Source organism: Kitasatospora sp. NPDC041917 (assembly GCF_055589745.1).
In genome coordinates, this window is sequence record NZ_JBVJBI010000005.1 from 72,393 (window position 1) to 95,421 (window position 23,029).

Sequence of the window (23,029 nt, forward strand, 5' to 3'; positions counted from 1 at the left end):
GTCAGGCGTTGGGCGCGAGTTCGGTGCCGGCGCCGCGGCGGCGGACCTTGACGAGGTCGCTGCGGAGCTCGTCCTCGGCGCCGGATTCGGCGCCGGCCGCCGGGGAGACGGCCTCCGAGGGGACGGCCTCCGAGGGGACGGCCTCCGAGGGGACGTCCTCCGAGGGGACGGTCTCCGGGGCGGAGGCGTCCGAGCTGTGGGCGTGCCCGCCGCACGGCCCGCAGCCGCCGCCGCTGCCGCAGGCCGAGGCCGAGGCCGCGGTGCCGCAGCCGCCGCCCGCCCGGTCTGCCTCGGCGACGTCCGCGCGGTGGCGCGGCAGGGTGGCCTCGCCGGCGCCCTCGACCTCGAAGCCGGCGTCCTTGATCATGTCGAGGTCGGTCTGCCCGGCCTGGCCCTCGCTGGTCAGGTAGTCGCCGAGGAAGATGGAGTTGGCGATGTGCAGGCCGAGCGGCTGCATCGAGCGCAGGTGCACCTCGCGCCCGCCGGCGATCCGCACCTCGGTGTCCGGGTTGACGAAGCGGACCATCGCCAGGATGCGCAGGCAGCGCTGCGGGGTGAGGTTCCACTCCTTGGCGAGCGGGGTGCCCTCGAACGGGATGAGGAAGTTGACCGGGACGGAGTCCGAGCCCAGGTCGCGCAGGGCGAAGACGACGTCGACCAGGTCCTCGTCGCTCTCGCCCATGCCGGCGATCAGGCCGGAGCAGGCGGACAGGCCCGCGCCGTGGGCCTTCTGGACGGTGTCCACCCGGTCCGCGTAGGTGTGGGTCTTGGTGATGGTCCCGTAGGTGCCCTCGGAGGTGTTGAGGTTGTGGTTGTAGGCGTCGGCGCCCGCCGCCTTGAGCCGCTCGGCCTGGTTGTCGGAGAGCAGGCCGAGGCAGACGCAGATCTCGACCTCGGGGTCGGCGTCCTTGATGGCGGCCATGGTGTCGGTGACCCGGTCGATGTCGCGGTCCGTCGGACCGCGGCCGCTGGCGACCAGACAGACCCGCTTGGCGCCGCCGGCCACCCCGGCGCGGGCCGCGTCGGCGGCCTGGTCCGGCTTGAGCCAGGTGTACTTGAGGATCTCGGCCTTGGACCCGAGCCGCTGCGAGCAGTACGAGCAGTCCTCCGGGCAGAGCCCGCTCTTCAGGTTCACCAGGTAGTTGAGCTTGACCCGGCGGCCGAACCAGCGGCGGCGCACCTTGCCGGCCGCGGCGACCACGTCGAGCAGCTCGTCGTCGGTGGTGGCGAGGACGGCCAGGGCCTCCTCGCGGGTCGGGACTTCGCCGCGCAGGCCCTTGGCGGTGAGGGTATCGAGCAGATCCATGGGGCCGATCCTGCCTGGTGGTGATCGAGCGGCGCCAGAGCAAACCCGCCAGAAGATCGGTGTGAGGATGTGCCGATTGCCACAGTGTCGAAGGTCACGGCTCCGCCGCTGGTCACGCGCTTGACGCGAGGTCGGGCCAGAGGTTACCGGTGGGTAGGGAGTGGGTGGTGAACGGGTGGCGAGGGTGACGCCGGGCCGGTGGCCGAGGGCCGCGGCGGACGATGATCCACAACCCCCGACCCCGTGATCCACGCCACCCCCGGGATGCTTAGAATCTGCGCCATGACCACGCAGGGGGAGCGCACCCCGACTCCGGGAGAAGGCCGGGAAGGCCGGGCAGAGCAGCGGGTCGGCGGCGACGCCGGCACCGATGGGGGGACGGGCCGCACGCGGGGCCGTCGGCTGACGGTCCGTCGAACGGCCGGGTGGATCGTCGTCGTCGGCGTGGTCGCGGCCGGGGGATGGATCATCACCCGCCCGATGCCCGGCGACTACATACCCGGGCTCGGCCCCTCCAGCAAGGACGCGACCGCGACGCCGAAGGTGGTGGGCGCCCCGCCGCCGCGCACCGACCCCGAGGCCCTCAACGTCGACAACCTCTTCCCCGCCCAGCGGCCCGTCGAGGTCGGCGCCTTCAAGGCACGGCGCAACGGCGTCCGGCAGGGCGAGAGCTGCGCCGAAGTGCTCCAGGACCGCGCCCAGGACCCGCTCAAGGACACCGGCTGCCAGAGCTACCTGACCGTCAGCTTCAGCGGCCAGGACCGCCCGGTGCTCAGCAGCGTCACCCTGCTGCGCTTCCCCGACCAGCCCTCCGCCGCCAGGGCCGCCGACGCCCTGCGGGCCAAGCCCGGCGCGGTCGCCTTCATCCTCGCCGACACCACCACCGCCCCCACCCAGCCGCCCGGCGGAGCCCGGACGGGCGGCGAGCCGCGGATCGAGGCGGTCGGGCACTACGTGACCGTCACCAGCTCGCGCTCGGGCGACGGCCGGCCGGCGGCCACCACCCCCGGCAGCACCGGGGCGCCGGCCACGCCGCTCCCGGGGGCCACCGGCACGGCGCCCAGCAGCGAACAGACCCTGGACGAGGCCACCCGCGCGCTCTCCTACGCCGCGGGCTCGCCGTTCGCCTGGATGTGACGGCGGTCTGACGGCGGCCTGACGGCGGCGGCCTGACGGCGGCGGCCTGGCATCGGCCCGATGACGAATCCCCCCAGAAGCTGCGGCCTCCGGGGGGATTCGTCATCGTCAGGACCGGACCCGTGACCGGACCCGTGACCGGGCCGGGATCCGGCTCAGCCGCCGAGCCGGTCCACCGCCGTCACCCGCAGCACCGCCCGGCCCTCCTCGTCCGAGCCGTACAGGTCGACCTCGGCGCTGATGCCCCAGTCGTGGTCGCCCTCCGGGTCGTCGAAGATCTGCCGGACCCGCCAGGAGGAGTCCTCCTCCTCGATGATCAGCATCTTGGGGCCGCGCGCGTTCGGGCCGGTGCCGAGGTCGTCGTACTCCTCCCAGTACCCGTCCATGGCGTCCGCCCAGCGGTCCGCGTCCCAGCCGTACTCGCCGTCCAGCTCGGCGAGCTCCTCGTAGTGCTCCAGCGCGCACAGCTCGACCCGGCGGAACATCTCGTTGCGCACCAGGACGCGGAAGGCGCGGGCGTTGGCGGTGACCGGCGCCGGCTTGTCGTCCAGCCGCACCTCGGCGGTGGCCGCCTCGGTCGGGTTGGCCAGCTGCTCCCACTCGTCCAGCAGGCTGGAGTCGACCTGGCGGACCAGCTCGCCGAGCCAGGCGATGACGTCCTTGAGGTCGTCGGTCTTCACGTCCTCGGGGACGGTCTGCTCCAGCGCCTTGAACGCGCCGGCCAGGTAGCGCAGCACGATGCCCTCGGTGCGGGCCAGCTCGTAGAAGCCGACGTAGTCCGAGAAGGTCATCGCCCGCTCGTACAGGTCGCGGACCACCGACTTCGGCTGCAGCTGGTGGTCGCCGATCCACGGGTGCGCCCGGCGGTACACCTCGTAGGCGTGGGTGAGCAGCTCCTCCAGCGGCTTCGGGTACGTGATCTCCTGGAGCCGCTCCATCCGCTCCTCGTACTCGATGCCGTCCCGCTTCATCTCGCCGACGGCCTCGCCGCGCGCCTTGTTCTGCTGGGCGGCGAGGATCTGGCGCGGGTCGTCGAGGGTCGCCTCGACGACCGAGATCACGTCCATCGCGTACGAGGGCGAGGTCGGGTCGAGCAGCTCGAAGGCGGCCAGCGCGAAGGTCGACAGCGGCTGGTTGAGCGCGAAGTTCTCCTGGAGGTCCAGGGTGAGGCGGACGATCCGGCCCTCGGAGTCGGGCTCCGGCAGCCGCTCCACCACGCCGCCCTCCAGCAGCGAACGGTAGATGGCGATCGTGGTGCGGATGTGCCGGCGCTGCGCGGCCCGGTCCTCGTGGTTGTCGGTCAGCAGCTTGCGCATCGCCTCGAAGGCGTTGCCCGGGCGGCCGATCACCGACAGCAGCATCGCGTGGCTCACCTTGAACCGGGAGACCAGCGGCTCCGGGTCGGCGCCGATCAGCCTCTCGAAGGTCTCCTCGGTCCAGCCGACGAAGCCCTCCGGCGCCTTCTTGCGGACCACCTTGCGCTTCTTCTTCGGGTCGTCCCCGGCCTTGGCGATCGCCTTGTCGTTCTCGATCACGTGCTCCGGCGCCTGCGCCACCACCTGGCCGACGGTGTCGAAGCCGGCCCGGCCGGCCCGGCCGGCGATCTGGTGGAACTCGCGGGCGCGCAGGATGCGCACGCGCTGCCCGTCGTACTTGGACAGGGCGGTGAACAGCACCGTGCGGATCGGCACATTGACGCCGACGCCGAGCGTGTCGGTGCCGCAGATGACCTTCAACAGGCCCGCCTGGGCGAGGCGTTCGACCAGCCGGCGATACTTCGGCAGCATGCCCGCGTGGTGCACGCCGATGCCGTGACGCACGAAACGGGACAGGTTGCGGCCGAACTTGGTGGTGAAACGGAAGCCGCCGATCAGATCGGCGATGGCCTCCTTCTCCGCCTTCGAGCACATGTTGATGCTCATCAGCGACTGGGCCCGCTCCACCGCCTCCTTCTGGGTGAAGTGCACGACGTAGACCGGCGCCTGGCCGGTCTGCAGCAGCTCCTCCAGAGTGTCGTGCATCGAGGTGCGGCGGTACTCGTAGAACAGCGGCACCGGGCGGGTCGCGTTGCGCACCACCGTGGTCGGACGGCCCGTGCGGCGGGTCAGGTCCTCCTCGAAGCGGCGGACATCGCCGAGCGTCGCGGACATCAGCAGGAACTGCGCCTGCGGCAGCTCCAGCAGCGGGATCTGCCAGGCCCAGCCGCGGTCCGGCTCGGCGTAGAAGTGGAACTCGTCCATGACCACCTGGCCGATGTCCGCCCGGCCGCCGTCGCGCAGCGCGATTTGGGCCAGCACCTCGGCGGTGCAGCAGATGATCGGCGCGGTCGGGTTCACGCTCGCGTCGCCGGTCATCATGCCGACCTGCTCGGTGCCGAACATCTTCACCAGGTCGAAGAACTTCTCCGACACCAGCGCCTTGATCGGGGCGGTGTAGAACGTCCGCTGCCCCGCCGCCAGCGCCGCGAAGTGCGCCCCCGCCGCCACCAGGCTCTTGCCCGACCCGGTCGGCGTCGCCAGGATCACGTTGTTCCCCGACACCAGCTCGATCAGCGCCTCCTCCTGCGCCGGGTACAGGGTGATCCCCCGATCCTCCGCCCAGGCTGCGAACGTCTCGTACAGCGCGTCGGGGGTGGCGGGCTTCGGCATCAGATCAAGGAGGGTCACCCGGCTATCTTGCCTGCTCGCCGCCACCCCCGGCAAAGCCCGGGGCCGCGACGGGCCGGTCGGGAGGCCGTCAGAACGGTGCGGCGGGCGCCTGCGCGGCCAGCCGCGGGTCGTTCGTGCAGCCCTGGGCGCGGACCAGTTCCCTCGCGACGCGCGGGGCGGTGGCGATCCGGATCCGGTGGACCTTGTTGGCGTAGTCCCCGCTCTGCGCCATCGCGCCGTACTTGGCCATGAACGTCGCCGGGTCCTGGTTGCCGTAGAAGGACGTGGCGAACCGCGGGTCGCTCTTGTGGTGGTCCAGGATGTCCTGGAGGTGCTTGAGCTGGGCGTCGCCGGCCTGGTCGCCGAGGCCGAGGATGTAGGTGGCCGCCTTGGCCTCCTCCTCCGGGATGCCGCCGACGGGGTTGGCGTTGAACGCGGTGCCGTCGCTGCCGGTGTCGTCACCCAGGGCCCGGGAGGCGTCCTGGTCCGCCTCGGTGGCGCGGTCTATCGCGTCGCCGATGGCCTTGGCGGCGGTCTCGGCCTCGGCCTTCCAGCTCTTGGCGTACTCGGCGTCCTTCTTGTCCTCCTGGGTCGTGGGCGGCGGCCAGTGCACCGCGCCCTCGCCGTCGACGGTGAGGCCCTCGTGCGTCGCGTTCTGGACCGCGGTGGTGAGGCCGTTCTTCGCCGCCGTGATCTCGGTGTGGGCGTCGCGGAGCGTCTTGGCCAGGGCCGAGGCCTCCTCGAAGGCCGCGTGGATCTGGTCGCGGGCCCAGGTGAGCTTGGCGTTGGCGAGGCCCGCGGCGTCGCCGTGCCAGCCGGACTGCTGGATGGTGCCGATGACCTCGTTCTGCATCCGCTGGGTGAGGTCCCACTTGCGGACCAGGCTCTCGAAGTCGCCCGCCGCGGAGGCGAGGCCGCCGAGGTCGACCTGCTGGAGTTGACTGAACGTCACCATGATCGTGCTGTATCCCCCCGTTCGCGCCGGCGCTAGCTTCCGGCGCCCTGCGCCTGGTTGAAGTGGGCCTGGATGTCCGATTCGGTTCTGGTGCAACTCTGGGCCGTGGTCTGCAGGTTGGTGCCGATGTCGCCGACGGTGCTCTGCAGTCCGCTCGACTGGCTGGTCCAGGTGCCCCAGGTGGCGGTGAGCGCGCCGCCGAGGTTCCAGCCCTTGAGGGATCCGGCGGCGGCGTTGACGTGCTCGCCGGGCTGGTCGCACTCGGTCTTGACGGAGTCCCGCAGGGCGAAGGCGTTCTGTGCGGCCTGCTGGAGAGTGCCGGGGTTCACGGCGACGGTCTTGCCGCCGGCCGCCGGGCTCAGCGAGACCGGTGCGGCGCCGGCGCCGGCCAGGTCCGGGAACTGCTTCTTGGCCTCTTCGGTCAGGTTGCCCTTGTCGTCGAAGAGCCACGGATTCATGCGACGCTCGAATTCGAGGTCGGTCATTGTTTCCCCCCGGATAATGATCGGCATAGATCGTACTATTTCTGCGGCCATGATTTCGGTGAATTGACTATTGATACCTGGTTGACGTGTGGTGAATCACGACTGGATTGGCCGGTTCATACTGTGCCGATCCGCACATTGCCCGACACGCGGCGGCATGCCAGAGTGCCGGGCATGAACCATCCGCTCGCGGCCGAGCCGCGCTCCGCCGTCCCCGTCCCCGCCCCCTCCTCCGCCGCTCCCGCGCACGTCTTCGACTGGCTCGACGAGACGGCCGCGATGCGGGCCGAGGCCGGGCTGACGCGGACGCTGCGCAGCCGGGCCGCGGACGACCCGGTGCTGGACCTCGCGGGCAACGACTACCTGGGCCTGACCAGGCATCCGGTCGTCGCCCGGGCGGCCGCCGACGCGGCGCTGCGCTGGGGCGGGGGCTCGACCGGATCGCGGCTGGTGACCGGGACGACCGCGCTGCACACCGAACTGGAGCAGGAGCTGGCCGAGTTCTGCGGAGCGGAGGCCGCGCTGGTGTTCTCCTCCGGGTACACGGCCAACCTCGCGGCGCTGACCGCGCTCACCGACCCGGACACCCTGATCGTCTCCGACGCCTACAACCACGCCTCGCTGATCGACGGCTGCCGGCTCTCCCGCGCCGACGTCCACCGGGCCCCGCACAGCGACCCGGCGGCCGTCGCCGAGGCGCTCGCCGGGCGGGCGCAGCCGCGGGCGCTGGTGGTCACCGACTCGGTGTTCTCGGTGGACGGCGACGCGGCCCCGCTGCCCGCGCTGTCGGAGGCCGTCCGCGCGCACGGCGCCGCCCTGCTGGTGGACGACGCGCACGGACTGGGCGTGCTCGGCCCCGGCGGCACCGGGGCGCTCGCGGCGGCCGGGCTCGCCGGGCAGCCGGACACCGTGGCCACCGCCACCCTCTCCAAGTCGCTCGGTTCGCAGGGCGGTGTCGTCCTCGGCCCGCGCCGGGTGATCCGCCACCTCACCGAGACCGCCCGCACCTTCATCTTCGACACCGGTCTCGCCCCGGCCGCCGCCGGCGCCGCCCTCGCCGCCCTGCGGCTGCTGCGCGCCGAGCCGGCCCGCGCCGAGCGTGCCCGCGAGGTGGCCCGCACCCTGGCCCGGCAGCTCACCGCCGCCGGCCTGCACAGCTGCGAGCCCGAGGCGGCCGTGGTGTCCGTCCGTGCCCCGGGCCCCGAGGCCGCCGTCGCCTGGGCCGCCGACTGCCGCCGCGCGGGCCTCGCCGTCGGCTGCTTCCGCCCGCCGTCCGTCCCGGACGGCGTCTCCCGGCTGCGGCTGACCGCCCGGGGCGACCTGACCGACGGGCAGATCGCCGAGGCCGTCCGCATCATCGCCGAACTGGCCCCGGCCGGTGCGCGGGGCGAATGAGCGGACAGCGGGGCGAAAAGCCGCTCGGTGCGGCCGGGCCCGCCGGGCAGGATGGCGGGATGACCGATCTGCGCTGGGACGATCACGTGGCACGGCCTCGGGTACGACGCGGCCGCCGACCGGGTCCGGGTGCTGTGGACGCCGCCGGTGGACCGACCGGGCCGGCCGACTACTTCTTCCTCGCCCGGCTCGGCTGGACCCGGGTGGGCTCGCCGGCTGCCTTGGGGTGGTCCGGCGGGTACGGGAGTTCGCCGAGGCCCTCGTCGCGCAGCTGCTTGTCGTACAGCTCCAGCAGGGGTTCCAGGCGGAACGCCAGGCCGTCCATCTCCGCGTTCAGGTCGCCGAGTTCGGCGAAGCGGGCGGGGAGGGTGCGCAGGTCGAAGTCCTCGGGGGCGGCGTCGTCCAGCTCCTCCCAGCGCAGTGGGGCGGAGGCGGTGGCGCGCGGGCGGGCGCGCAGCGAGTAGGCGGAGGCGATGGTGCGGTCGCGGGCCATCTGGTTGTAGTCGACGAAGATCCGCTCGCCGCGTTCCTCCTTCCACCAGGCGGTGGTGACCTTCCCGGGCATCCGCTGCTCCAGCACCCGGCCGAGGGCGATCACCGCGTGCCGCCCGTCGGTGAACGTCCACTCGGGCGCCAGCGGCACGTAGACGTGCAGTCCGCGCCCGCCGGAGGACTTGGGCCAGCCCCGCAGCCCGTACTCCTCCAGCAGGGCGCGCAGTTCGTGGGCGGCGCGGACGGCGTCGTGGAAGTCGGTGCCGGGCTGCGGGTCGAGGTCGATCCGCAGCTCGTCGACGTGGCCGGTGTCGGAGCGCCGCACCGGCCAGGGGTGGAAGGTGAGGCAGCCCAGGTTGGCGGCCCACAGTACGGCGGCCGGCTCGGTGGGGCAGATCTCGTCGGCGGAGCGGCCGGAGGGGAACTCGATCCGGGCGGTGGGCAGCCACTCCGGCAGGCCCTTGGGGGCGCGCTTCTGGTAGAAGAACTCGCCGTCCACCCCGTCCGGGAAGCGCTGCAGGGTGGTCGGCCGGTCGCGGAGACCGCGCAGCACCCCGTCGGCGACGGCCAGGTAGTACCGCGCGACGTCCAGCTTGGTGAAGCCGCGCTCGGGGTAGTACACCTTGTCCGGGTTCGACAGCCGGACGGTGCGCCCGGCGACTTCCAGTTCCACGGCTGAGCCCATGCCCCACACGCTAAGCGCCGGGCGCCCGGCGCGCGCTCCGGGGCGAAGCGGGCGAGGATCGGACGCATGGACCTGCCCGTGATGCCGCCGGTGGCGCCGATGCTCGCCAAGTCGGTGGCCAGGATCCCGCCCGGGATGCAGTACGAGGCGAAGTGGGACGGCTTCCGCTCCGTCGTGTTCCGCGACGGGAACGAGGTGGAGCTCGGCAGCCGCACCGGAAAGCCGCTGACCAGGTACTTCCCCGAGCTGGTCGAGGCGTTCAAGCGGGAGCTGCCGCCGCGCTGCGTGCTGGACGGCGAGGTGGTGATCGCCCGGGACGGCCGGCTGCGCTTCGAGGAGCTGCTGGAGCGCATCCACCCGGCCGCGAGCCGGGTCAGGCTCCTGGCCGAGCGGACTCCGGCCTCCTTCGTCGCCTTCGACCTGCTCGCCCTCGGGGAGGAGAGCCTGCTGGACGAGCCGCTGTCGGTGCGCCGTCCGGCCCTGGAGGCCGCGCTCGCCGACGCCGCCGACCCGGTGTTCACCGCCCCCGCCGCCACCGACCTCGACCTCGCCCGGACCTGGTTCGCCGAGTACGAGGGCGCCGGGCTGGACGGGGTGGTCGCCAAGCCGCTGGACCAGCCGTACCGGCCGGGGGAGCGGACCATGTACAAGATCAAGCACGAGCGCACCGCCGACTGCGTGGTGGCCGGCTACCGCGAGCACAAGAGCGGCCCGGTGGTCGGCTCGCTGCTGCTCGGCATCTTCGACGGGGACGGCAGGCTCCAGCACGTCGGGGTCTGCGCCGCCTTCCCGATGGCCCGTCGGCGCGAACTCGTCGAGGAACTGGCCCCGTTGCGGATGGAGGACCTCTCGCAGCACCCCTGGGGCGGCTGGGCGGACGAGGCCGCGCATGCCGAGGGCCGGCTGCCCGGCGCGGTCAGCCGCTGGACCGGTGGCAAGGACCTCTCCTGGATCGCGCTGCGCCCCGAGCGGGTGGTCGAGGTCGCGTACGACCACATGGAGGGCACCCGGTTCCGGCACACCGCGCAGTTCCGCCGCTGGCGACCGGACCGCACGCCGGAGAGCTGCACCTACGCCCAGCTGGAGGAGCCGGTCTCGTACGACCTCGGCAAGGTGCTGGGCAGCTGACGACGCGCCGGACACCGCACCCGTGCGAGAGGGCCCGACCCGGCCGATACCGGGTCGGGCCCTCTCGCACGGGTGCGGGTGCAAGGGCGGGTGCGGGTGCGCTTCAGGAGATGTGCAGCGTGGCGGCACCGGTGGGCGAGGCCGTCGGCGAGCCCGTGGGCGAGGGGGAGGAGGAGGGGGAGGCCGTCGGGGAGGCCGAGCCGGGCGGGGTGGGCAGCGTGTAGACGTTGTTCGGCGAGACGATCTGGGTGATCGCCCGCGCCAGGAACGTCGAGGGCTCCGAACCGTCGTGCAGGATGTCGGTGTTGAGGAGGATGGCCAGGCTGGCCTTGGCCTGCGGCAGGTAGATCACCACGCTCTCGTACCCGGGCAGCGAGCCGTTGTGGCCGATCCACCCGTGGGTGGTGAACACCCCGAAGCCGTAGCCGAGGTCGGGGGTCGGCCCGACCGGCACGAACTTCAGCCGCTCCGCCTGGGTGGCGGGCTTGAGCAGCGGCTCCCCGGTGGCCAGCACCTTCGACCAGGTCTGAAGGTCGGTGAGGCTGGAGATGACGGCGCCGGCCGCCCAGCCCCAGGACGGGTTCCAGGTGGTGGCGTCCTCGACCGCGCCGCTGGCCGTCTGGTTGGTGTAGCCGTGGGCGTGCGGGTCCGGGAAGGTCGCGTCGGTCGGCAGGCTGGTCCTGGTGAGCCCGGCCGGGGTGAACACCTGCTGGTTGAGGAAGTCCTGGAGCGGCTGCCCGCCGACCTTCTCGACCACCAGGCCGAGCAGGATCAGGTTGGTGTTGGAGTACTCGAACTGGGCGTTCGGCGCGAAGTTCGCCGGGTGCTTGAACGCGTACGCGAGCAACTGGTCCGGAGTGAAGGGCCGGTTCGGGTCGCTGAAGAACGCCTGCTGGAAGTCGGAGTCCAGGGTGTAGTTGAACAGGCCGCTGCGCATCTCGCCGAGCTCGCGCAGGGTGATGCCGTCACCGCCGGGCACGTTCGGGACGTACTTGGAGATCGGGTCGTCCAGGCCCACCTTGCCCTGGTCCACCAGCCGCAGGACGCCGGTGGCGGTGAAGGTCTTGGACACGCTGCCGATCCGCATGTACAGGTTGGGCGACATCGGCGTCCCGGAATCCTTGTCGGCGACGCCGAAGGTGCGCTGGTAGCTGCCGTCGGGGGTGGTGTAGCCGACGATCACCCCGGGGATGGAGACCTCGCTCATCACCTGCTTGATCGCGTCGTCCAGACGGCTCGTGACGTCCGGGGTGAGCGGCACCACCGCGCCGGTGGCGCTGCCCGTCGGCGTGGCGGTCGGGCTCAGCGCGGCCGGTTCGGCGGTGACGGCCGGACCGGCCTGCCGCGCGGGCTCCGTGCTCCCGGAGCAGGCGGAGACGGCGAGCAGGCCGCTCAGCGCGAGGGCGGCGGAGGCCACCCGTACGGACCGGGGGACGGCCGGGCGCGAAGAGCGGTGGACCCGCACGGAGCGGGGAACGGCCGGTCGGGGCCGTCGGGTGTCGGTCATCGGCGCAGGCGCCTCTCTGGGGCGGACGGCCCCTTGGCGAAGGGCCCCGGAGCGCTGCCCGGCAGGCCGGGGCGCTGCTCCACGGGGGCGCGGGGGAGCGTCGCCACCGTAAGCACCGCCGCCGTGCGGGCGCGCGCGGGATCGAGGCCCGGCTGGACCGAACGGGAGCGCGCTCAGCCGGGTGCCCCGTCCGGCTGGCGGCCCGGTGCCACCCACCCCCGGTGGCATCACGCAACCCCGGCCGGCGCCCCGTCGGACGGTGTCGCGGCGGCCGCCCCGCGCTCGGCCGGACGGGTGAGCACCGGCATGCCGCACCCGCCGTCGGCCGCTGCTCGGGCACGATCGTTCAGCCCAGCTGTGGCCGCCCTTAAGAATTCCTCGATGGACCGCACCCCCTCCGACCAGGCAGATTTCTGCCTGCCCGGAGTGCGACCGTCAGGAACGGCCGAACCGGGCCCCTCGGCCTGCCCGACCCCCGAAGGCCGTCCCCGCGCACGTCAGGAGCCGTTGCCGTGAAGGCACTCGTCAAGCAGCAGGCCGAGCCCGGCCTCTGGATGATCGATGTCCCGAAGCCCGAGATCGGCCCCGGCGAGGTGCTGATCAAGGTGCTGCGGACCGGCATCTGCGGCACCGACCTGCACATCCGCAAGTGGGACGGCTGGGCCCAGCAGACCATCAGGACCCCGCTGGTGCTGGGCCACGAGTTCGTCGGCGAGGTCGCCGAGCTCGGCGCCGGCGTCGCGGACATCGCGGTCGGCGACCTGGTCAGCGGCGAGGGCCACCTGGTCTGCGGCAAGTGCCGCAACTGCCTGGCCGGCCGCCGCCACCTGTGCCGCAACACCGTCGGCCTGGGCGTCAACCGTGACGGCGCCTTCGCCGAGTACGTGGCGCTGCCCGCCTCCAACGTCTGGGTGCACCGGGTGCCGGTCGACCTGGACGTGGCCGCGATCTTCGACCCGTTCGGCAACGCCGTGCACACCGCGCTGTCCTTCCCGCTGGTCGGCGAGGACGTGCTGGTCACCGGCGCCGGTCCGATCGGCATCATGGCCGCCGCCGTCGCCAAGCACGCCGGCGCCCGCAACGTGATGATCACCGACGTCTCCCCGTACCGCCTCGACCTGGCCCGCCGGGTCGGTGTGACGCTGGCGCTCGACGTCTCCGAGCACACCATCGAGGAGGGCCAGCAGAAGCTGGGCCTGCGCGAGGGCTTCGACGTCGGCCTGGAGATGTCCGGCCGTCCCGAGGCGATGCAGTCGATGATCGCCAACATGACCCACGGCGGGAAGATCGCCATGCTCGGCCTGCCCGCCGAGCAGTTCCCGGTGGACTGGGCCTCGATCGTCACCTCGATGATCACCATCAAGGGCATCTACGGCCGCGAGATGTTCGAGACCTGGTACGCGATGTCCGTGCTGCTGGAGGGCGGCCTGGACCTCAGCCCGGTGATCACCGGCCGCTACGCCGCCACCGACTTCGAGGCCGCGTTCGACGACGCCGCGGGCGGCAACTGCGGCAAGATCATCCTCGACTGGACCGCCTGAGCCCGCCCCAGCCCCGCCGAACTGCTCCCGCCGAACTGCTTAAGGAGACCGCAGTGTTCGACAACGTGCGTGCCGACGTCGCCGCCACCCTGGACGAGATCCGCGAGGCCGGCCTGTTCAAGCCCGAGCGGGTGATCGGAAGCCCGCAGAGCGCCGCCGTCACCGTGACCGGCGGCGGCCGCCCGGGCGAGGTGCTGAACTTCTGCGCCAACAACTACCTCGGCCTGGCCGACCACCCCGAGGTGCTCGCCGCGGCCAAGGACGCCCTGGACCGCTGGGGCTACGGGATGGCCTCGGTCCGCTTCATCTGCGGCACCCAGGACGTCCACAAGGAGCTGGAGGACCGCCTCTCGGCCTTCCTCGGCCAGGAGGACACGATCCTCTACTCCTCCTGCTTCGACGCCAACGGCGGTGTCTTCGAGACCCTGCTGGACGACCGCGACGCCGTCATCTCCGACGCGCTGAACCACGCCAGCATCATCGACGGCATCCGGCTCAGCAAGGCCCGCCGCCACCGCTACGCCAACCGTGACCTGGCCGACCTGGAGAAGCAGCTCCAGGACACCCAGGACGCCCGCCGCCGCCTGATCGTCACCGACGGCGTGTTCTCGATGGACGGCTACGTCGCCCCGCTGCGCGAGATCTGCGACCTGGCCGACCGCTACGACGCCATGGTCATGGTGGACGACTCGCACGCCGTCGGCTTCGTCGGCGCGGGCGGCCGGGGCACCCCGGAGCTGCACGGCGTGATGGACCGCGTGGACATCATCACCGGCACCCTCGGCAAGGCGCTCGGCGGCGCCTCCGGCGGCTACGTCGCCGCCCGCCGGGAGATCGTCGCCCTGCTGCGCCAGCGCTCCCGCCCGTACCTGTTCTCCAACTCGCTGGCCCCGGTGATCGCGGCCGCCTCGCTCAAGGTGCTCGACCTGGTCGAGAAGTCCAACGAGCTGCGCGAGCGGCTCGCGGCCAACACGGCGCTGTTCCGGACGCGGATGACCGAGGCCGGGTTCGAGATCCTGCCCGGCGACCACCCGATCGCCCCGGTGATGATCGGCGACGCGGCCGAGGCCGGCCGGCTCGCCGAACTGCTGCTGGAGCGCGGCGTGTACGTGATCGGCTTCTCCTACCCGGTGGTGCCGCACGGCCAGGCCCGGATCCGGGTGCAGCTGTCCGCGGCGCACTCCACCGAGGACGTCGAGCGCGCCGTCGCGGCCTTCGTGGACGCGCGCGCCGCCCTGGAGGGCTGACCTCCACCCAGGCTGCCCGTGGGCCGGACCGCTCGGAACCGGACCGGCCCACGGGCTCACAACCGCCGCGCGGCGGGGGCGGATCGACGCGCCCGCCGCACGGCCCCCGGACCACCTGCCCCACCCTCCCGCAACGGGGGCGGGACGCCGGCCCCGCCGACGTCCCGCCCCCGTCGTGGTTCCCGGAGGACGGCTGCCGGTCAGTCGTCCTCGTTCTCGCCCTGGTCGTCGCCGCCGCTCCGGTGGAACCCGGCGGGCTTGGCGAAGACCTGGCCGTTCTCGACCGCCGGGCCGGTGCCGCCGGTGACCAGGTTGCCGCTGGTCGAGTCGAACACCACGGTGTTCCCCGAGGCGGAGACGAACGGCTGCGTCGACGAGCCGTTGCCGAGCGAGCCGTCCGGCGCGGCGGCGACCCGCTCGGTGCGGCCGGTGCGCAGGTCCTGGCGGTAGACGTCCCAGCCCGGGTGCTGGGGGCCGGCCACCAGGTTGTCGGCGGCGGACTCGAAGTAGATCCAGCGGTTGTCGGCGGTGATCGAGCCGTGGTCGGAGGAGCCGACCGAGCTGGTGCCGGGCAGGCCGCCGCTGACCTTCGTCACGGTGCCGGTCCGCAGGTCCCGCACGTGGAGCACGGTGTGGTAGCGGTGGCCGCCGGTCGAGCCGCCGGGCTCGGACAGGGTGTAGATCGCGCGCCGCCCGTCGGGGCTGATCGTCGCCTCGAAGCTGGAGCTGCCGATCGTGCCGTCGAGGCCCGCGCTCACCGGTGTGAGCGTCCGGGAGCGGACGTCGTAGGTGTAGTAGGGGGCGGCGGTCGGGCGGGCCAGGCTCGGCTGCGCCGCGGACTGCGGGACGCTGCGGCGCGCGGCCTCGGCGGCGCTCGGGGTGAGCTCCACGTCGGTGGAGGCGGGGGCGGAGGCCGAGGCCGCCGCCGCGGCGGTCGCGGCGGCGAGGCCGGGGGCCTGCTCGTCCGGCAGCAGGCTGGAGATGGAGCCGAAGCCGATGGTGCGGCCGTCCGCGCTGATCGTCGGTCGGAAGGACGTGCTCTCGCCCGGCTTGCCGTTCACGTCGTGGGAGACCAGCCGGGTGGTGTGGGTCCAGCGGTCGGTGAGGTAGACGTTGATCTTCCAGGTGTAGGGCCGGGCGAGCGAGGGCTCGGGGGTGGGCTCCGGCTCGGGGTCCACGACGGTCGGGTCCAGGTCGGTCCGGGAGGACACGTAGACCACGTACCGGCCGTTGCCGCTGACCTGCGCGTTGTACGAGGAGTGGTACTGGTCGGTGTCGGTGTTGGTGGGGCTGCTGCTGACCAGCTCGGTGCGGCCGGTCCTGCGGTCCCTGATGTACACCTCGGTGCGGTTCTTGACCTGCGCGCCGGGCGCCACGTTCTCGTCCTCGCTCTCGAAGACGACGTAGCGGCCGTCGGCGCTGATCCCGGCCTGGTCGGTCGAGCCGCTCAGCGCCCCGCCCGCGTCGGACAGGTTGACCTGTTCGAGGCGGCCGGTGCGCAGGTCCTTCACATAGGCGTTGCTCCAGCCCACCGAGGGGTGGGGCAGCAGGTTCGTGGCCCGGGAGGTGAACAGGGCGTAGCGGCCGTTCGCGCTGATGCCCTGGGCCGTCGACTGGTTGTCGGGCGCCGCGCCGTTCGGCCCGAGGCTGACCTGGGTGGTGCCGCGCGGCACCGGGCCGGCCTGGGCCGGGGCGGCGGCGACGGCGAGCAGGGCGGCCGCGACCAGGACGCTGCCGCCGCCCGACAGCCACCGGTTGCGGGTCGTCCGGGTGGTTCGTGTCATGAAGGTGTTCCTCCCCAGCGATCACCCGGCCGGGCTCCCTCCCGGCGACGGGCTTTCGGCAGAGCCAATCGTCGGGAGGGCCGGGGGGTCAACGCCCTCCGGTGATGTCGGCGGAAAATACGTCAACGGACGTATGCGGCAAGGGAATCAAGCCATTCGGATCATCGCGGGTGGCGCACGAAGACGTCCGCGGCAGCGTTGGTGTCGCCCGGGACCAGGTCGCCGTCGTCGGCGGTGAAGACCACCGTCCCGCCGCCGGCGTCCACGAACGGGTCCGAGGAGTCGGAGGTGCTCTGCCCGCCGTCCCGGGTGAGGCTGACCCGTTCGATCGCGCCGGTCCGCAGGTCGCGGCGGAAGACGTCGTTGACGCCGTTGGTGTCGCCGGGGACGAGGTTGTCGGCGGCGGAGTCGAAGTAGACCCAGTGGCCGTCGAAGGTCATGGCGGGGTCCTGGGCGCTCGCGGTGGTCGTGGTGCCGGGCAGGAAGGCGTTGAGCCGCGTCAGCCGGCCGGTGGCCAGTTCCCGGGCGTAGAGGTCCATCCGGAAGTGGTTGGAGCCGGGCCCGCCGACGCGGAACGGCAGGCCGAACAGGGCGTAGCGGCCGTCGGGGCTGATCCGGGAGCCCCTGCTGACGCCGCGCAGGGTGCCCTCGTCGTCCACGCTGGCGCCGGAGACCTTCCCGGTGTCGGCCTTCCAGACGAAGTACGGGTAGAAGCGGGCCGGGGCCAGCCCGGGTGCACCGGCGTCGGCGTCGATGTCGGCGCCGGGGGCGGCATCGGGGCCGGCGGCCGGGGCCTGCGGGAGCAGGTTGGTCGCCCGGGAGGTGAAGCCGACGGTGGCGCCGTCCGCGCTGATCGTCACGCCGTAGGAGGTGTTGTTGGCGGCCCCGCCGTCCGCACCGGTGGTGACCACCCGGGTGGTGCCGGTCCAGCGGTCGGTGACGAGCACGTTGAAGTGGCGCGGGTCCGAGCCCGGGGCGAGGTCGGTGCGGTTGGAGGTGTAGGCGACGTAGCGGCCGTCCCGGCTCAGGGACGGGGTGTCGGAGTAGCCGTCGCCGTCGCTGGGCCCGCCCCCGGTGACCAGCTCGGTGCGGCCGGTCCAGCGGTCGCGGACGAAGACGTCGCTGTAGTGCCTGGGCTGGCCGGGCACCACGTTGGTGGCGCTGGTGCTGAAGGCCACGAACCGGCCGTCGGCGCTGATCGAGGCGTCCGCGGTGGGTGCGTCCAGCCGGGAGCCGTCGTCGGCGACGCTGACCCGTTCGACGTGTCCGTTGCGCAGGTCGCGGACGTAGACCTCCTCGGAGTTCGGGGTGCCGGGCCCGGGCAGCAGGTCGGCCGCGGTCGAGGTGAACAGCGCGGAGCGGCCGTCCTCGCTCAGCCCGATCGCGATCGAACGCCCGTTGATCTGCCCGCCCTTGGCGGTCTCGCTGACCCGGGCGGTGTCGCCCTTGGGCGGCTTGGCCTCGGCGGCGGGCAGCGCCGCTCCGGCGGCCACGGCGGTGGCGGCCAGGACGGCGGCGGTGCGGGCGAGCCGGCGTCGGGTGCGTGCGTGCGTCATGGATCGTCCTCCCCTGATGGCGGTCCCGGGCCCACGGCCCCCGCGGCCCGGTCCGGGAGAGCCAAGCGTCGTGCGGACGGTCGGTCAACGACCGGTGGCGATTCCGCCCGGAAATACGCCACCGGTCGTATCCCGCAAGGGAGTCACGGCATCGGATCGTCGGGGCCTCGGGGCCTCAGGGCGCGTCAGGCCGTCACAGGCGGCGCAGGAAGACGTCCAGCACCTGGTTGGTGTCGCCCGGCACCAGGTCGCCGTCGTCGGCGGTGAAGAGCACCGTGTCGCCGGTGGCGTCCACGAACGTGCTGAAGGACGAGGAGGTGCTCTGCCCGCCGTCCCGGGTGAGACTGACCCGTTCGATCCGGCCGGTCCACAGGTCGCGGCGGAAGATGTCGCTGGCGCCGTTGGTGTCGCCGGGGACCAGGGTTTCGGCGCTGGAGTCGAAGTAGACCCAGTGGCTGTCGGCCGTCATGACGCCGTCGGACGAGGACCACCTGGTGCTGGTGCCCGGCAGGTCGGTGTTGACCTTGGTGACCTTGCCGGTGGCCAGCTCGTGGACGTACACGTCCAGCCGGATGCCGTGGGCCGGGCCGGGGAAGCCGCCGATGAACACCGGGACGCTGTAGATCGCGAAGCGGCCGTCCGGGCTGACCCGGGCGTCGTAGGAGACGCCGATCAGCTCGCCGGCGTCGTTCAGGCTGGCGCCGATGATCTTTCCGGTGTCGGCCTTCCAGACGTAGCACCGGTAGTAGTGGGGCCCGGCCAGCTGGGGCGAGTCGGCGGCGGGGTCGGCGTTGGTGGCGCTGCCGGAGCCGGAGCCGGAGCCGGGGTCGGTGGCCGGGGGCTCCGGCAGCAGGTTGCCCGCGCGGGAGGTGAAGGCGACGGTGGAGCCGTCCGCGCTGATCGTCGGGGCGAAGGAGCCGTTGTCGGCACCCTCGCCGTCCGCGCCGACGGTGACCAGCCGGCTGGTGCGGGTCCAGCGGTCGGTGACGTAGACGTTGTTCCTGCCGCGCCGCACGGTGCCCGGGGCGAGGTCGCTGCGGTTGGAGACGTAGGTGACGTAGCGGCCGTCGCGGCTGATGCTGGGACTGACGGCCCCGAACCCGCTCTGCCCGTCGGTGCTCGGCACGGCGGCGGCGGTGACCAGCTCGGTGCGGCCGGTCCAGCGGTCGCGGACGAAGATGTCGCTGGGGTGGCTCGGCTGGCCGGGCACCACGTTGGTGGCGGTGGTGCTGAAGACCACGAACCGGCCGTCGGCGCTGATCGAGGCGTCGGTGGTGGCGGCGTTCAGCGCGGAGCCGTCGTCGGCGACGCTGACCTTCTCGATGTGCCCGTTGCGCAGATCGCGGACGTAGACCTCGTCCGTGTTCGGGGTGCCGGGCCCGGGCAGCAGATCGGTCGCGGCGGAGGTGAAGAGTGCGGAGCGGCCGTCCTCGCTCAGCCCGAGCGGCGTCGAGTAGGCGTTGAGCTGGGCGCCCTTGGCGGTCTCGCTGACCCGGGCGGTGTCGCCCTTGGGCGGCTTGGCCTCGGCGGCGGGCAGCGCCGCTCCGGCGGCCACGGCGGTGGCGGCCAGGACGGCGGCGGCGCGGGCCGGCCATCTGCGGGTGCGTGCGGTGGTCATGGAACGTCCTCCCCTGGGATCGCCCGGCCGCGCTCCCTCCCGGCGGCGGGCCCTCGCAGAGCCAACCGTCGGGAGGGCCGGTGGTCAACGGCCGGGGGTGATCCCGTCCGGAAATACGTCAACGGACGTATCCCGCAAGGGAGTCATGCCCTTACAGGCGGCGCCGGAAGACGTCCGTGGTGGCGCTGTCGGGGACGGGCGCCAGGTTGCCGTCCTCGGCGCTGAACAGCAGGGTCGTGTCGTCGGCGTCGACCTGCGGGAAGAAGGCGGAGGTGGTGCTCTGCGAGCCGTCCTGGGTGAGGGTGACCCGCTCGGTGTGCCCGCTGCGCAGGTCGGTGCGGAAGATGTCGGCCTGCCCGTTCGTGTCGCCGGGCACCAGGTCGGCGACGTCGGAGCTGAAGTACACCCAGCGGTCGTTCAGCGGCATGACGGGGTTGGAGGAGGATTCGAGGGTGCTGCCGGACAGCGGCTTGTTGACCTTGGTGGTCCGGCCGGTGGCCAGCTCGCGGGCGTAGACGTCCTGGTGGACACCGTGCGAGCCGGGCCGGCCGCCCTCCTCGTAGACCGTGTAGAGCGCGTAGCGGCCGGAGGGGCTGATCCGTCCGTCGTTGCCGGCGCCGATGAGCTCGCCGGTCCCGTCGTAGCTGGCGCCGGTGATCTTCCCGGTGCGGGCGTCCCAGACGTAGTACGGGTAGGCGCGGATTCCGGTCAGCTCGGCGGTGTCGGCGGTGTCGGCGGTGTCGGCCGCGGAGGCGGCGGCTCGGTCGGCTTGGTCGGCGAGCGAGGGCGGGGTCTGGTCGGCCGGGAGCAGGTTGCCGGCCCGCGAGGTGAAGCCGATGACGGTGCCGTCGGCGCTGATCGTCGGGCGGGAGGAGTTGTGGTCGGCCGGGGTGCCGTCCGCCCCGGTGCTGACCACCCGGGTGGTGCGGGTCCAGCGGTCGGTGACGAAGACGTTGAACCTGCCGCGGCGCACGCCGGGTGCGAGGTCGGTGCGGTCGGAGGAGTAGACCACGTAGCGGCCGTCCCCGCTGATGGCGGCGTCGAAGGCGTTGCGGGCGCTCTGGTCGTCGCCCGCGCCGGAGGTGCCGTCGCCGGTGGTGACCAGCTCGGTGCGGCCGGTCCAGCGGTCCCGGACGAAGACGTCGGTGGGGTGCTTCGGTTGGCCGGGCACCACGTTGCCGGCGTAGCTGCTGAACGCCACGTACCGGCCGTTGCCGCTGATCGCCGCGTCGTTGGTGCCGGCGTCCAGCGCGGAGCCGTCGGCGGCGACGCTGATCCGCTCGGTGCGGCCGTTGCGCAGGTCCCGGACGTAGACGTCGCCGACGGCCCCGGCGCCGCCGGGCAGCAGGTTGGTCGCCGACGAGGAGAACAGCGCGTACCGGCCGTCGCCGCTCAGCCCGAGCGCGAACGAGGGCCCGTTCAGGGCCTCGCCCTTGGCGCCCTCGCTGACCCGGGCGGTGTCGCCCTTGGGCGGGCGGGCCTCGGCGGCGGGTATCGCGGCTCCGGCCGCTGTGACGGCCGCCAGGACGGCGGCGGTACGGGCCAGTCGGCGGCGGGTGCGTGCAGTGGTCATCGATCGTCCTCCCCTGATGACTGCCCCGGGCCCTCGGCCCCCCGTGGCCCGGTCGGCACGAGCCAAGCGCCGCGCGGACGTCCGGTCAACGGACTGGAGCGATCTCGTCCGGAAATGCGCGACCGCTCGTGTCCCCGGCCGAAACCGCTGCTCCGGCGGGCCCGCTCGGCCCGCCCGGGTTCCGGCCCCGCCGGTCCGGCACGCCGCGCCGCGCTGGCAGAATTGGTCCGTGATCGACGCACGACGGCTGCGGACCCTTCGGGCCGTGGCGGACCACCGCACCGTGACCGCCGCGGCGGCCGCCCTCTACTTGACCCCCTCCGCGGTCTCCCAGCAGCTGGCCGCCCTGGAGCAGGAGACCGGCCACCACCTGCTCGCCCGGGAGGGCCGGGGCGTACGGCTGACCGCCGCCGGGGAGATCCTGCTGGGCCACGCCGACGTGGTGCTCGCCCAGCTGGAGCGCGCCGAGGCCGACCTCGCCGCGTACAGCGCGGGCGTCTCCGGGGAGGTCACCGTCGCCTCCTTCGCGACCGCCATCGCCTCGGTGCTCGCCCCCGCCGTCGGCCTGCTCGCCGAGCGCGCCCCCGGGGTGCGGCTCAAGGTGCTGGACGCCGAGGGCGACGCCAGCCTGCCGATGGTGCTGGACGGCCGGGCCGACCTCGCGGTAGCCGTCGAGTACCGGGGCGCCCCGCGCGCCGACGACGCCCGGCTGACCCGGGTGCCGCTGTACGCCGAGCCCTTCGAGGCCGTCCTGCCGCTCGGCCACCGGCTGGCCGACGAGTCCGGCCCGCTGGCCGTCGCCGCGCTGGCCGACGAGCCGTGGATCGGGCCGTACCCGGGCAACCCCTGCCACGACGTGGTGCTGCTGGCCTGCGAGCACGCCGGGTTCCAGCCCCGGCTGCTGCACTCCTCCGACGACTTCCGGGCGGTGGTGGCGCTCGCCTCGGCGGGCCTCGGGGTGGCGCTGGTGCCGCGCTCGGCGCTGCGCGGCGTCGATCTCCGCGAGGTCGCGGTGCGGCCGGTGGACAGCGAGCTCGCCACCCGGCGGGTCTTCGCCGCCGTCCGGACCGGTGCTGACGGGCACCCGCTGGTCCGGCCGGTCCTGGACTCCCTCGCGCAGGCGGCGGCCGCGGGCGCGTGAGCCGACCGCGCGCGGGGCGGCTGCGGGCCCTGCGGCCCTCGGCGTCTGCGGCTGCTCGGGCCCTGCGGCTGCTCGGCGTCCCGGGTCGGGCGGCCCGCCGTGGTGTTTCCGGCGTGGCGTCCCGGCCCGGGCGGCCGTGCAGCCGCTGGTCCGTGCGGGCGGTCGAGGTTCGGTGCCCCCCTCGGGACCGCCCCCGCTAAACGGTACCGACCGGTACCGACTGGAGGACGGTACCGACCGGTACCGTTTGGCGTCAAGAGTGGATAGAATCCGCCGCGTGGCAGTCAACGCACGGGCGCGCCTGCTGAGCACGGCCGAAACCCTCTTCTACGCGAACGGCATCCGCGCGGTCGGCGTGGAGCGCATCCTCTCCGAGTCCGGCGTGGGCCGGGCGTCCTTCTACCGGCACTTCACCGGCAAGGAGGAACTGGTGACCGCGGTCCTGGAGGGCCGCGACGTCCGGTGGCGGGCGTGGCTCTCCGAGCGGGTCGCGGCCCACGGCGGCCACCCGCTGCACGTCTTCGACGCGCTGGCCGAACGGTTCGCGACCCAGGACTTCCGCGGCTGCGTCGCGATCAACACGATGACCGAGATCGCCGACCCGGCCAGCCCGGCCCGCCGGATGGCGGCCCTGCACAAGACGCGCGTCATCGACCTGGTCGAGCGGCTGATGCGGGACGCCGGCGTCCCCGAGCCCGGGGAGCGCGCCCGGCAGTTCGCCCTCCTGATGGACGGCGCCATCGTCACCGCCCTGCGCGAGGGCACCCCGGACGCCGCCTGGCGGGCCCGCGGCATCGCCGAGGCCCTGCTGGCCGCCTGAAGCCTGAAGCC

17 protein-coding genes are annotated in these 23,029 nt (G+C 73.3%); 7 read left to right on the top strand and 10 right to left on the bottom strand.

Annotated features, from left to right (window positions below; all coding sequences use genetic code 11):
• Nucleotide 1: 1 nt before the first annotated feature.
• Nucleotides 2-1,306 (bottom strand): biotin synthase BioB, encoded by a 1,305-nt coding sequence (gene bioB, locus ACZ6EM_RS07820; protein ID WP_465771987.1) that lies wholly within the window; start codon nucleotides 1,304-1,306, stop codon nucleotides 2-4.
• 282 nt (nucleotides 1,307-1,588) lie between these two features.
• On the opposite strand from bioB, the gene ACZ6EM_RS07825 reads away from it, so the two are divergent.
• Nucleotides 1,589-2,443 carry a hypothetical protein gene (locus ACZ6EM_RS07825; RefSeq protein ID WP_465771988.1) on the top strand — a complete coding sequence of 285 codons (855 nt, stop codon included), beginning with the start codon at nucleotides 1,589-1,591 and terminating at the stop codon, nucleotides 2,441-2,443.
• 155 nt (nucleotides 2,444-2,598) lie between these two features.
• Here ACZ6EM_RS07825 and ACZ6EM_RS07830 read toward each other — a convergent pair whose 3' ends face one another.
• The 3 genes from ACZ6EM_RS07830 to ACZ6EM_RS07840 form a co-directional block, all read right to left on the bottom strand.
• On the bottom strand, nucleotides 2,599-5,091 hold the full coding sequence (locus ACZ6EM_RS07830; protein ID WP_401049400.1) for a DEAD/DEAH box helicase: 2,493 nt from the start codon (nucleotides 5,089-5,091) through the stop codon (nucleotides 2,599-2,601).
• Between the two features lie 88 nt (nucleotides 5,092-5,179).
• Nucleotides 5,180-6,046, bottom strand: a complete 867-nt coding sequence (locus tag ACZ6EM_RS07835; protein WP_465771989.1) for a hypothetical protein — start codon at nucleotides 6,044-6,046, stop codon at nucleotides 5,180-5,182.
• 32 nt (nucleotides 6,047-6,078) lie between these two features.
• The gene (locus ACZ6EM_RS07840) at nucleotides 6,079-6,531 is read right to left on the bottom strand and encodes a hypothetical protein (protein ID WP_465771990.1); all 453 of its coding nucleotides are present in this window, start codon (nucleotides 6,529-6,531) and stop codon (nucleotides 6,079-6,081) included.
• Nucleotides 6,532-6,705: 174 nt separating this feature from the next.
• On the opposite strand from ACZ6EM_RS07840, the gene ACZ6EM_RS07845 reads away from it, so the two are divergent.
• Complete coding sequence (locus ACZ6EM_RS07845) at nucleotides 6,706-7,926, top strand: 8-amino-7-oxononanoate synthase (RefSeq protein ID WP_465771991.1); 1,221 nt, start codon at nucleotides 6,706-6,708, stop codon at nucleotides 7,924-7,926.
• 169 nt (nucleotides 7,927-8,095) lie between these two features.
• Here the strand turns inward: ACZ6EM_RS07845 and ligD are convergent, their stop codons facing one another.
• Entirely contained in the window at nucleotides 8,096-9,103 is a 1,008-nt protein-coding gene (gene ligD, locus ACZ6EM_RS07850) for a non-homologous end-joining DNA ligase (RefSeq protein ID WP_452180672.1), read from the bottom strand.
• Nucleotides 9,104-9,169: 66 nt separating this feature from the next.
• On the opposite strand from ligD, the gene ACZ6EM_RS07855 reads away from it, so the two are divergent.
• Nucleotides 9,170-10,231, top strand: coding sequence for an ATP-dependent DNA ligase (locus ACZ6EM_RS07855; RefSeq protein WP_465771992.1), 1,062 nt, complete (start codon nucleotides 9,170-9,172; stop codon nucleotides 10,229-10,231).
• A gap of 103 nt (nucleotides 10,232-10,334) precedes the next feature.
• Here the strand turns inward: ACZ6EM_RS07855 and ACZ6EM_RS07860 are convergent, their stop codons facing one another.
• A complete protein-coding gene (locus ACZ6EM_RS07860) occupies nucleotides 10,335-11,738 on the bottom strand; it encodes a serine hydrolase domain-containing protein (protein ID WP_465771993.1) in 1,404 nt (467 codons plus the stop codon).
• A 512-nt stretch (nucleotides 11,739-12,250) separates the two neighbouring features.
• Here ACZ6EM_RS07860 and tdh point away from each other — a divergent pair.
• Nucleotides 12,251-13,279, top strand: coding sequence for an L-threonine 3-dehydrogenase (gene tdh, locus ACZ6EM_RS07865; protein WP_380538282.1), 1,029 nt, complete (start codon nucleotides 12,251-12,253; stop codon nucleotides 13,277-13,279).
• A 53-nt stretch (nucleotides 13,280-13,332) separates the two neighbouring features.
• On the top strand, nucleotides 13,333-14,526 hold the full coding sequence (locus ACZ6EM_RS07870) for a glycine C-acetyltransferase (protein WP_359911169.1): 1,194 nt from the start codon (nucleotides 13,333-13,335) through the stop codon (nucleotides 14,524-14,526).
• Between the two features lie 200 nt (nucleotides 14,527-14,726).
• On the opposite strand, the gene ACZ6EM_RS07875 is transcribed toward ACZ6EM_RS07870, so the two are convergent.
• From ACZ6EM_RS07875 to ACZ6EM_RS07890, 4 genes are all read right to left on the bottom strand, one after another.
• Nucleotides 14,727-16,310: a TolB family protein gene (locus ACZ6EM_RS07875; RefSeq protein ID WP_465771994.1), complete on the bottom strand. Its 1,584-nt coding sequence runs from the start codon at nucleotides 16,308-16,310 to the stop codon at nucleotides 14,727-14,729.
• A 161-nt stretch (nucleotides 16,311-16,471) separates the two neighbouring features.
• A complete protein-coding gene (locus tag ACZ6EM_RS07880; RefSeq protein WP_465771995.1) occupies nucleotides 16,472-17,866 on the bottom strand; it encodes a hypothetical protein in 1,395 nt (464 codons plus the stop codon).
• Between the two features lie 193 nt (nucleotides 17,867-18,059).
• Complete coding sequence (locus ACZ6EM_RS07885; RefSeq protein WP_465771996.1) at nucleotides 18,060-19,484, bottom strand: TolB family protein; 1,425 nt, start codon at nucleotides 19,482-19,484, stop codon at nucleotides 18,060-18,062.
• Between the two features lie 151 nt (nucleotides 19,485-19,635).
• On the bottom strand, nucleotides 19,636-21,057 hold the full coding sequence (locus tag ACZ6EM_RS07890; protein WP_465771997.1) for a TolB family protein: 1,422 nt from the start codon (nucleotides 21,055-21,057) through the stop codon (nucleotides 19,636-19,638).
• A 229-nt stretch (nucleotides 21,058-21,286) separates the two neighbouring features.
• On the opposite strand from ACZ6EM_RS07890, the gene ACZ6EM_RS07895 reads away from it, so the two are divergent.
• A complete protein-coding gene (locus tag ACZ6EM_RS07895) occupies nucleotides 21,287-22,198 on the top strand; it encodes a LysR family transcriptional regulator (protein ID WP_401055572.1) in 912 nt (303 codons plus the stop codon).
• A 277-nt stretch (nucleotides 22,199-22,475) separates the two neighbouring features.
• Nucleotides 22,476-23,018: a TetR/AcrR family transcriptional regulator gene (locus ACZ6EM_RS07900; RefSeq protein ID WP_359911187.1), complete on the top strand. Its 543-nt coding sequence runs from the start codon at nucleotides 22,476-22,478 to the stop codon at nucleotides 23,016-23,018.
• Nucleotides 23,019-23,029 lie beyond the last annotated feature (11 nt).